This window comes from Thiocystis minor (genome assembly GCF_016653465.1).
Lineage (GTDB): Bacteria > Pseudomonadota > Gammaproteobacteria > Chromatiales > Chromatiaceae > Chromatium > Chromatium minus.
In genome coordinates, this window is the sequence record NZ_NHSQ01000022.1 from 1 (window position 1) to 10654 (window position 10654).

Annotated in this window: 10 protein-coding genes; 5 read left to right on the forward strand and 5 right to left on the reverse strand. The window is 62.9% G+C overall.

Annotated features, from left to right (window positions below; all coding sequences use genetic code 11):
- Nucleotides 1-272: hypothetical protein (locus CCR95_RS00840; protein WP_201091025.1), on the reverse strand; the 272-nt coding region annotated here is incomplete at its 3' end.
- Between CCR95_RS00840 and CCR95_RS00845 the strand changes: the two genes are divergently transcribed.
- Complete coding sequence (locus CCR95_RS00845) at nucleotides 271-468, forward strand: hypothetical protein (protein ID WP_201091026.1); 198 nt, start codon at nucleotides 271-273, stop codon at nucleotides 466-468. The genes CCR95_RS00840 and CCR95_RS00845 overlap by 2 nt on opposite strands.
- 226 nt (nucleotides 469-694) lie before the next feature.
- Here CCR95_RS00845 and CCR95_RS00850 read toward each other — a convergent pair whose 3' ends face one another.
- The 3 genes from CCR95_RS00850 to CCR95_RS00860 all read right to left on the reverse strand — a co-directional run bounded on the left by CCR95_RS00850 (nucleotide 695) and on the right by CCR95_RS00860 (nucleotide 5353).
- Nucleotides 695-4543 (reverse strand): DUF3683 domain-containing protein, encoded by a 3849-nt coding sequence (locus tag CCR95_RS00850; RefSeq protein WP_201091028.1) that lies wholly within the window; start codon nucleotides 4541-4543, stop codon nucleotides 695-697.
- A 137-nt stretch (nucleotides 4544-4680) separates the two neighbouring features.
- A complete protein-coding gene (locus CCR95_RS00855; protein ID WP_201091029.1) occupies nucleotides 4681-5073 on the reverse strand; it encodes a putative toxin-antitoxin system toxin component, PIN family in 393 nt (130 codons plus the stop codon).
- A gap of 10 nt (nucleotides 5074-5083) precedes the next feature.
- Nucleotides 5084-5353 carry a type II toxin-antitoxin system Phd/YefM family antitoxin gene (locus CCR95_RS00860; RefSeq protein WP_201091030.1) on the reverse strand — a complete coding sequence of 90 codons (270 nt, stop codon included), beginning with the start codon at nucleotides 5351-5353 and terminating at the stop codon, nucleotides 5084-5086.
- 184 nt (nucleotides 5354-5537) lie between these two features.
- Between CCR95_RS00860 and mnmL the strand changes: the two genes are divergently transcribed.
- The 4 genes from mnmL (at nucleotide 5538) to CCR95_RS00880 (ending at nucleotide 9652) form a co-directional block, all read left to right on the forward strand.
- Nucleotides 5538-6512, forward strand: coding sequence for a tRNA modification radical SAM protein MnmL/YtqA (mnmL, locus tag CCR95_RS00865; RefSeq protein ID WP_201091031.1), 975 nt, complete (start codon nucleotides 5538-5540; stop codon nucleotides 6510-6512).
- 20 nt (nucleotides 6513-6532) lie between these two features.
- Nucleotides 6533-7528, forward strand: coding sequence for a ubiquinone anaerobic biosynthesis protein UbiU (ubiU, locus tag CCR95_RS00870; RefSeq protein ID WP_201091032.1), 996 nt, complete (start codon nucleotides 6533-6535; stop codon nucleotides 7526-7528).
- A gap of 146 nt (nucleotides 7529-7674) precedes the next feature.
- Nucleotides 7675-8589, forward strand: a complete 915-nt coding sequence (ubiV, locus tag CCR95_RS00875; RefSeq protein WP_201091034.1) for a ubiquinone anaerobic biosynthesis protein UbiV — start codon at nucleotides 7675-7677, stop codon at nucleotides 8587-8589.
- Nucleotides 8590-8659: 70 nt separating this feature from the next.
- Nucleotides 8660-9652: an LbtU family siderophore porin gene (locus tag CCR95_RS00880; RefSeq protein ID WP_242522981.1), complete on the forward strand. Its 993-nt coding sequence runs from the start codon at nucleotides 8660-8662 to the stop codon at nucleotides 9650-9652.
- A gap of 445 nt (nucleotides 9653-10097) precedes the next feature.
- Here the strand turns inward: CCR95_RS00880 and CCR95_RS00885 are convergent, their stop codons facing one another.
- The gene (locus CCR95_RS00885; protein WP_276570218.1) at nucleotides 10098-10520 is read right to left on the reverse strand and encodes a Tn3 family transposase; all 423 of its coding nucleotides are present in this window, start codon (nucleotides 10518-10520) and stop codon (nucleotides 10098-10100) included.
- Nucleotides 10521-10654: the final 134 nt, after the last annotated feature.

A 10654-nucleotide genomic window follows, 5' to 3' on the forward strand; every position in this document is an offset into this window, starting at 1 on the left:
GGGCGCTGACGCGGCGCGCCATCGGGAGGGGCGATCAACCGGTGCAGATCGTGCCAGCGCCGCCGATCGGTGCGTAACCCCTCCCAACTGCCATGGCGGCTGAAGTCGGCCTCCATGGCGCGCGCCATTGGCTCGATCTGAGCCAGCTCAAGCTGGCCGAGATAGGCGAGAAAATCGCGCCGGAATCCGAGTTGCAAGGTCACCGCCGAGACCCCGGTCAGCAGCAGTGAGGTCAGCAGAAAAGCCAGCAGGAGCTTATGCAGCAGGCGCATGGATCAGGCGAAGGTATCGATTTCTCCCTCCTGGCCCGACGTCACGGATGTCGTCGACCCTGACTGCTCGGGCGGGCTTGGCTCGGCGGGCGGCTTCCGGTTTTCGATGTTGCCGTCCGGCGGAGGTGTGGGAGCGGTTGGCGCCGTGGGCTTCATCATGACGGTTGCCGAAGACATGGCGGAGATTTCCATCTGAAAGTCACCTCTATCCGTTAGGAATGGATCAAGAAGAGACCAAGGTTCTGGCGTCTTGGTCTTGACTGTCTCAACGGCCGACGGCGGATCCCGAGAGTTGTGCTCGAATACTTGCTGGCCGTGCCGGCTCGAAGACGGAGTTCAGTGTCGCCGCGAAAAGTGCAGTCACAATGGAGAAAGCCGAGAGAACTTGCGAAAATTTCGGGTGTTTGGGTCAGTCCGCCCCCTCACAGCAGCACCCGCTCGATCCCGCCCGCGCTCGCCTGCTCCAGAAACCGCTCCCGCCAGCCCGCGCCGAGCATCCGTTCGGCCAGTTCGACGACGATATAGTCGGTCTTAAGCCCGGTGTCGTCCTGGTACTTGGCCAGACCCTGCTGACAGGCGGGGCACGAAGTCAGGAGTTTGACTTCGCCGTTCTCGACCCGCTCCCGGCCGGTCAGGTCGCGGATGCCCGCCGTCAGCTCTTCCTGCTTGCGAAAACGCACCTGATTGGCGATGTCCGGGCGGGCCGTGCCCAGGGTGCCGGCCTCGCCGCAACATCGCTCGGACAGCTTGACCGGTTGACCCATGAGACGGGTCGCGACCTTGAGGGGCGCGTGGGTCTTCATGGGCGTGTGGCAGGGATCGTGATAGAGATACTGGACGCCCGCGACGCCGTACAGACTGACGCCCTTCTCCATCAGCCATTCATGGATATCCAGCAGCCGGCAGCCGGGGAAGATGCGCTCGAATTCGTACTGAAGAAGCTGATCCATGCAGGTTCCGCAGGACACCAGGACGGTTTTGATGTCGAGATAATTCAAGGTATTGGCGACACGGTGGAAGAGCACGCGGTTTTCCATGGTGATCCGGCGCCCTTTGGCCTCCAGACCCGAGGCGCGCTGCGGATAGCCGCAGCAGAGATACCCCGGCGGCAGCACGGTTTGCGCGCCCTGCTCCCAGAGCAGGGCCAGCGTCGCCAGACCGACATCCGAGAAGAGGCGCTCGGAGCCGCAGCCCGGAAAATAAAACACGGCATCAAGTTCCGCTTCATCCTCCGCCGCACCTCTGGGATTGCGCAGAACGGGCACCTGCGTGCGGTCTTCCAATCCGAGTTGATGGCGGAAGGTGCGCTTGGGCAAATCGACCCGGATCGGCCGGCTCACCAGATCCAGCACCTGACCCGGCAGGGTCGGTCGGCCGGTCGTCGCGCCGGGATGCGCGGTGCGCCGGGCGGTCAGACGCAGCCATTTCGCCACACCATGCGCCCTGTTCATGGCCGCGAAGCCCCATTCGGCAAGCCCCGTGCGCAGGAATCGGACCGCCCGCGGATCGGTGACGTTCAGGAATTTCATGGCCGCCCAGGCACCGGGGTTGAACCGTTTCCGACCCCGCTCGACCAGGATGCGGCGCATGCGCATGGTGACGTTGCCGAAATCGATGTCGACCGGACAGGGTGTCAGACACTTGTGACAGACGGTGCAATGATCCGCCACATCGTTCATCTCGGTGAAATGACGCAGCGACAAACCGCGTCGGGTCTGTTCCTCGTAGAGAAACGCCTCGACGATGAGCCCCGTCCCCAGGATCTTGTTGCGCGGCGAGTAGCTCAGATTGGCGCGCGGGACATGGGTCATGCACTTGGGCTTGCACTTGCCGCAGCGCAGACAGTGTTTCACGTCGTCGTTCAACGCCCCGAGTTCGGTCTCCTCCAGGATGATGGCCTCCTGCTCGACCAGTCGCAACGAGGGGGTATAGGCATCCTGAAGCCCGGAACCCGGCATCAGCTTGCCGCGATTGAAGCGCGCCTCGGGATCGACCCGCTGTTTGTAGGCGACGAAGGCATCCAGCTTCTCGCGCTCCAGGAATTGCAGTTTGGTGATCCCGATGCCGTGCTCGCCGGAGATGACGCCGCCCAGTTCGGTCGCCAGCGCCATGATGCGGGCGACGATCCGATCGGCCTCGTGCAGCATGGCGTAGTCCGAAGAATGGACCGGGATATTGGTATGCACGTTGCCGTCGCCGGCGTGCATGTGCAGCGCGACGAAGAGTCGCGAGTCGCGAATCCGGCGATGGATGCCGAGCAGATGCTCGCGCACGCGGGCCAGGTCCTGACCGGCGAAGATCTCGTTCAAGCGTTCCGCGACCTCGCGCCGGTAGGACTGGCGCAGATCACGGCGCAGCAGCATCGACAGCAGGGTGTCCCGGTCGCGCATCCGGCCCTGTTCGTTCGCGGTCAGCAGATCCAGGTTTTCGGCGGCGGGCTGGTCCAGATGGTCCAGAATGGTCCGCCAGCGGGTACGCGCCGTATCGACCGCCTCGCGGGCGGCCGCGCTCTTGGACTTGAGGATCGCGGTCTCTTCGTCCGAATCCTCGTTGCCGCCGTCCAGGGTATCCAGAGCGTCCAGCACGGCCGCCAGGATGGCGTCCTTATTGCGGATCGACTGCTCGATATTGATCCGCTCGATTCCCCGGCTGTACTCGGCCAGCCGATCCAGCGGGATGACCACGTCCTCGTTGACCTTGAAGGCGTTGGTATGCCGCGAAATGGCGGCGGTGCGGGCGCGGTCGAGCCAGAAGCGCTTGCGCGCCTCCGGACTGACGGCGATAAAGCCCTCGCCATCGCGCGCCTGGGTCAGTTCCACGACATGTGCGGCGGCGGCGCTCACCGCCGCTTCGTCATCGCTGACCAGATCGGCGATCAGCACCATCTTGGGCAATTCGCGCCGCGCCGACTTGGTGGCGTAATCCACCGCGCGCACGTAGCGTTCGTCCAGATGCTCCAAGCCGGCGATCTGGACGCCCGTCCGTGAGGCGATGTCATCCTTGATCTCGACGATCGCCGGCACGGCCAGCTCCAGATCGGTACCGAAGAACTCCATGCAGACGGTACGAACATGCTCCGGCATGCGATGCAGGACAAAGCGCGCCGAGGTGATGAGCCCGTCGCAGCCTTCCTTCTGCACGCCCGGCAGGCCGGAGAGAAATTTATCGGTCACGTCCTTACCCAGACCGGCCTTGCGGAACGACGGCCCCGGAATCTCCAGAATCTCGGGCTCGCCCTTGGGCGTGATCCCATCCGGCAGGAAGCGACTGACGCGGAAGCGCGCCAGCGGTTGATCGTGGATCTTGCCCAGGTTGTGTTCCAGCCGCTCGACCTCCAGCCAGTCCGCGTCCGGCGTGACCATGCGCCAGGAGGCCAGATTATCCAGCGCCGTGCCCCAGAGCACCGCCTTCTTGCCGCCCGCGTTCATGGCGATATTGCCGCCGATGCAGGAGGCATCCTGCGAGGTCGGATCAACCGCGAAGGCCAGACCGTGACGGTCGGCCAGATCCGAGACGCGCCGGGTCACTACCCCCGCCCCGCAGCGCACCGTGGGCACCGGTCCCGCCACGCCGGGCAGCGCGATGCGTTCGATCCCCGAGAGGTCTTCGAGCTTTTCGGTATTGATGACGGCGGTCAGCGGGTGCAAGGGCACCGCCGAGCCGGTGTAGCCGGTCCCGCCGCCGCGCGGGATCAAGGTCAGACCGCAGTCGATACAGGCGCGCACGATGGCCGCGATCTCGGTCTCGGTGTCTGGCGAGATGACCACGAAGGGCAGTTCGACGCGCCAGTCGGTCGCATCGGTCGCGTGCGAGACGCGCGCCAGTCCGCCGAAATCCAGATTATCGCGACGGGTGACGCCGGCGAGCGCCTTGCGCAGTCGGGTCCGTTGGCGCTGCTCCGAGTCGAACCAGTCGCCGAAACGCGTCACGGCGGCCCTGGCCGCCTCCAGCAGCGCCGCCGCGCCCTGGTTCGCGTTCAGTCGCGACTCGAACTGGTCGAGCCGATGCGCGAGCGCCTGCAACAGCAAACGCCGACGCTGCGGATTGTCCAGCAGGTCATCCTGAAGATAGGGATTGCGGGTCACCACCCACAGATCGCCCAGCACCTCGAACAGCATCCGCGCCGAGCGACCGGTGCGGCGACTGCCGCGCAGTTCCTCGATCAGACGCCACATCGGCTCGCCAAGAAAGCGGATGACGATCTCGCGGTCTGAAAAGGATGTGTAGTTGTAAGGAATTTCGCGGATGCGGGGCTGGTGATCGGTCATCATGAAAGTCGGGCCGGTTCAGATTTTATTGCGCTGCACAAATGGTACTCCATGTTGGGTAAGGAATTTCGCGGATGCGGGGCTGGTGATCGGTCATCATGAAGGTCTGGCCTGTGGAAATATATTGCGCTGCACAAATCCTAGTGTATTCCGACCAGAAACGCGGCGGGAGGTATAATTGGAATCTCCCGCCAGGGATGCATCTGGGTGAGATGCGGATCACTGGAAATAATCAGTTCGGCCTGGGCGGTTTCGGCCAATGCGAGGAACATGTTGTCCTTCGGATCAGGACAATCCGTGACCTCCTGGGTTACCTCGAAAAGCACGATCTGCGCGCGGAACCCATCAAGAAACAGATTCCGGCGCGCACAAGACACATAGCGATCAAACTTGGCGCGGAGCAAAACCGATTCCAATTCGGCCAGTGTGGCGGGGCTGGCACAAACATCAAACTGGAAAAAAGCCTTTTCCAATGCCAGTGCGGGCACCGATTCCGGCCGGATGGCTGCGCTGACCAGTACACCCGTATCCAAGACGACGCGCCTAGCGAAGCTCATGAACGAGGCGATTAATGTCGTCGTCGGTCAGGCTGGAAACAGCCGCTGGGATCGCCGTCTGTCGACGATAGTCCGCATACCAGCGCACCGCTTCTGCACGACGTCTGCGGACATCGATCAATTCCTTGAGATCGTGGTCAGACACCACAAAGGCGACCGTGCGTCCCCGGCGAGTAATTTCGATTGGCTCGCGCTGAGCGCGGTCAATCAGTTCACCAAAACGACTTTGGGCTTCGACGGATGTCACAGCAATCATGGTGAACTCCCTGGAATGGTCGATTTGGCCATGTTAGCCAGTTCGACGGACCGCGCCAAGTATCATGAGAAAGCGTCTTCGGTTGGATGCGCGTCCTCTGAAAGCCGAATTGACATCGCCTGAATCGCCATTCGCTTGACCTGGATCAAACGGTTCATCGCCCCACGCGGTTAGGTTTGTACAGATGCCCTCCCCCCCTGCTCCACATCGCATCCTTAGCGATCGCGTCAACACCTTTGGTCAGTACCTGCTGAAGCGTTACGGTCAGCGGGTGCATAAGCTCGCGCTTCACGCCGGGTTCACCTGCCCGAACCGCGATGGCGCCAAGGGGCGCGGCGGTTGCACCTTCTGCAACAATGTCTCCTTCAGCCCGAACGCCGAGAGCCAGGCGCCGATCGCGCCCCAACTCGATGCCGGGCGTGTCGTGCTCGCCAAGCGCACCGGGGCGCGGCGCTTCATGGCCTATTTTCAGGCGTATACCAACACCTACGATCCGGTGGACGCGCTGCGCGAGCGCTACGACAGCGCACTGACTCATCCGGACGTGATCGGACTCTCGATCGGCACCCGCCCGGACTGCGTGCCGGATGCCGTGCTGGATCTGCTGGCCAGCTACCGGGCGAAGGGCAAGGAAATCTGGCTGGAACTCGGGCTGCAATCCGCCGACGACCGCACCCTGGAGCGCGTCAACCGCGGCCATGATTTCGCCGATTATCGCACCGCCGTCACCGCCGCCCATCGGCGCGGGATCCCGGTCTGCACCCATCTGATCGTCGGCTTGCCCGGCGAGGGACGCGAGGCGGCGATCTCCAGCCTCGACCGCGTGCTTGAACTCGGCGTGGAAGGGCTGAAGCTGCATCCGCTGCATGTCGTGCGTCACACCCGTCTGGCCATCGATTGGAAACGCGGCGAGTATCAGCCGCTGACGCTGGACGACTATGTGACGATCTGCGCCGATCTGGTCGAGCGCACCCCGCCGGCGGTGATTTATCATCGCCTGACCGGGACCGCGCCCCGCGATATTCTGCTGGCGCCCGACTGGTGCAGCCAGAAATGGGCCGTCCTCAATGCGCTCGAGGCCGAGTTGTTCCGCCGCGACGCCCACCAGGGCGACCGGGTTGCGGTACCATCCCTTCCGAAACTTGTCAGCATTGGCTGACCCGTAAGAGAGCTTTCACCATGGAACTCGTCTGTCCCGCCGGCAATCTGCCGATGCTCAAGGCGGCCGTCGATCAAGGCGCCAATGCCGTCTATATCGGCTTTCGCGACGACACCAACGCCCGTCATTTCGCCGGCCTGAACTTCAACGACAAGCAGATCCGCGAGGGTCTGAACTATGCCCATGACCGCAAGGTCAAGGTCTTCGTCGCCATCAACACCTATGCGCAACCCAACGGCTGGGAACGCTGGACCGCCGCCGTCGACCGCGCGGCGGATCTGGGCGTGGACGCCATCATCCTCGCCGACATGGGCGTGCTCGACTATGCCGCCGAACGCTATCCCAACGTCAATCTGCATCTCTCGGTCCAGGGCTCGGCCACCAACCCGGCGGCGATCCGCTTCATGCACCGTCATTTCGGCATCAAGCGGGTCGTGGTGCCGCGCGTGCTGTCGCTGGCGCAGGTCGCGCATCTGATCCAGGAGGCCCCGGTGCCGGTCGAGATCTTCGGCTTCGGCAGTCTCTGCGTCATGGTCGAGGGGCGCTGTCTGCTGTCGTCCTATGCCTGCGGTCAATCGCCCAATACCTTTGGTGCCTGCTCCCCGGCCGCGCATGTCGAATGGCGCGATACCGCCCAGGGCCAGGAAACCCGGCTCGGTGGCGTCCTGATCGAGCGCCGCTCGCACGACGAACCCGCCGGTTATCCGACGCTGTGCAAGGGACGCTATGATGTCGCCGGCGAACTGCGTCACGCCATCGAGGAGCCGACCAGTCTGAACACGCTCGACATCCTGCCCGGCATCCTGGCCGCCGGGGTCAGCGCCATCAAGATCGAGGGCCGCCAGCGCAGCACCCGCTATGTCTCCCAGGTCACCCAGGTCTGGCGCGAGGCGATCGACGCCTGCCAGCGCAATCCTGATGCGTTTCGCCCCAGGGAAAGCTGGCATCAGATCCTGGCCCAAGTTTCCGAAGGCGCGCAGACCACGATCGGGCCGTATCATCGGCCCTGGCACTAAATTCAAGAGAGTTGTCAGGTAGCAGTTGTCAGTTGGCAGATACCGCCAACTGACAACTGACAACTGACAACTGACAACTGACAACTGACAACTGACAACTGACAACTGACAACTGACAACTTCCCCCTGACACCGTCCCCTGACCCATGCTAACGAATTCACAGAACACCCCGCGCCTCACACTCGGCCCGATCCTCTATCACTGGCCGCGCGAACAGGTGCTGGATTTTTACGCCGAAATGCTCGAAACGCCGGTGGATGTCATCTACCTGGGCGAGACCATCTGCTCCAAGCGTCGACTGCTGCGCCCAGAGGACTATTGGGAACTGGCCGAGCGCGTCGCCGCCGCGGGCAAGGAGCCGGTCATTTCCACCCTGGCCCTGATCGAATCCGACGGCGAACTCAAGACCCTGCAACGCCTCTGCGCCGACGAGCGTTTTCTGATCGAGGCCAACGACCTCGCGGGCCTGGATTATCTGGAAGGTCGCCCCTTCGTGACCGGTCACTCCATCAATCTCTACAACCAGCGCACACTCGCCTTTCTCGCCCAAAGGGGTCTCAAACGCTGGGTGCTGCCGGTCGAACTCGGGCGCGAGACGACCGCCGCGCTGATCGGCTCGCGCCCGAACGGCGTGGAGTGCGAGTTGTTCGCCTACGGTCGGCTTCCGCTGGCGTATTCCGCCCGCTGCTTCACCGCCTACAACCGCAATCTGGGCAAGGATGACTGCCAGTTCTGTTGCGGCGACTATCCGGATGGCCTGTTGGTCTCCACTCAGGAAGGCGTCCCCTTCCTCTCCCTGAACGGCATCCAGACCCAGTCCGCCACCACCCACAACCTGCTGCCCGTCCTGGCCGAAGTCGCCCGGCTTGGCGTCGATCTACTACGCATCAGCCCGCAATCCAGTCGCACAGCAGACATCGTCAAGGTCTTCGCCGACGCGCTGACGGGCGATCTGGATCTCGATCAGGGCCTGGCCAGACTACGCGAATGGTGCCCCAGCGGACTGAGCGATGGCTATTGGAGCGGCAAGGCGGGGATTGCTTCGGGGACTGTGGTCTAAGAACCTGCTGCGGGCCATCAAACAGCATTTTTCCAGCACGTCGGGACTGACGGCCTCTGGATTGCGCAGCATGATCAGCAGCCTGATCGAAGTCGAGGCCTACCATGCCTCGCCGTACGAAGGCGACAACGAGAGCGACATCGTCCTCGCCACCTTCGAGCTTGGCATCGAGGCCCAGATCAACGCCTGGGCGACGGCCACCGCGGCGCTGCTCTACGAGCAGAACGAGACGGATCTGGAGGTCGACGTCGCCTACATCACCATCGCAAACGAAGAAGCCTCGCCGTTTTTTCTCACCGCCGGCCAGCTCTATGTGCCCTTCGGCGCCTTCGAGACCAACCTGGTGTCCGATCCGCTGACGCTCGAGATCGGCGAAGCCCGCGAAACCACCGTGCAGGTCGGCTTCGTCGCCGGCGACTTCCTCGGCAGCCTCTACGTCTTCAACGGCGACCGCAAGATCGATGGAGAGAACCAGATCGGTAGTTGGGGCGCCAACCTCGGCTATGCACACGAAGGGGATGATCGGGCCTGGGCCTTCGGCGCGGGTTACATCAACGATCTCGGCGACTCCGACACCCTCCAGGACGCCACCAACGCGAACCGCGTCGCGGCCCTGGAGGCGCTGATCGAGAAAGGTCTCGATACCAGTGGTTTCAGTGTCGATCCCACGGAGCGCGTCGGCGGCTGGACCATCAATGCCGCTGCTGCCTTCGGCGCCTTCAATCTGATTGGCGAGTACCTGTCGGCGACCGATGACTTCGATCGCGACACCCTCGGCTTCGAGGACGCCGGGGCCAAGCCCTCGGCCTGGAACATCGAGGCCGGTTTCACCTTCCCGGTCATGGGGCGCGAGTCAGTGGCCGCGGTCGCCTACCAGGGCACGCGCGAGGCTCTGGCGCTGGAGCTGCAGAAAGAGCGCTGGCTGCTCGGCTGGTCGATCGAGATCTTCGACCGTACTTCACTCTCGTTCGAGTGGGCGCACGACATCGACTACAGCGAATCCGATGGCGGTACCGGCGAGTCCGCCGATACGATCACAGCGCAGCTTGCCGTCGAGTTCTAATCTCAACCGCCGGTCTCCCGCCGCCCGGCCCTTGAACGGCGCTGCCGGAGTGCCACCGCACTGGCTCAGTCATTCCCGGTACGGTAGCGCCCCGATCTCTCGGATGGGCACAGCCTGTCCCGAACCAAGTCGAAGGGCGTCGCGTGCCCACCTTGCCCAGCATCGACGCTGACCTCGATCCTGTCGATTGGGGCACCACCCGCTGCCACCCCCGGCGAAAATGACACCGATTGACAATTGACAAGCTGAATCTGAGGAACCAGCATCAAGCAAGAATGATTGTTATTTGCCAAAAGAGCCGTTCAGGATTCAATCATTGCGTCAAACGTCGAGAACCGAACCATGCCAACGACCGCACCTACCGTCCGCCAGCGACCCGAACCCATGCACGGGCCTGATCCGGATACGTGCAAATTTTAGTAATCGCGCTCTCAGTCCGAGATTTTCAGCCAGGATTCGGAGGGGCCGTAGCGCAAGCGGCGGCGGCAAGTCCTCCATGTCTGAGCAGAGAGCGCCCGAAGCGGCGGATATGCTCGCGCATGTACGGACTCAGTCCGGCGAGGAACTCGCGGGTCAGCTTCCAGCCTTCCGCTTCCATGTCGGCGAAAATCTCGGTCAGGTCATGAACGTTGTGCAGCATAATGACGTTTGCCACCAAGTCCATGTACTTGACCTGCTTCGCCTGCTCCACCGGGTCGTCGCTCTTGAGTACCGGACCGCCGAAGCCGACCCAGTCGAGGAAGTCGTTGTAGGACTCCACCTTGGCCGTCTCCGCGCGGATGCTGCGACGCAGATCGGCCTCGGAGATGTAGCGCAGCAGGAACAGCGTCCGCGCGGCGCGGCCCAACTCGCGGAACGCCCGGTTCAGTCTGTTCCTAACCCATCTTTAACATAACCCCATTGATAAACACCCCCAGATGGCATCTAACCATCTGATCTTTATGTACACGCCGGCCGAAAATCGCAATGTAGTGCCAAGTTATTCAATAGTGGAAGAGTAAA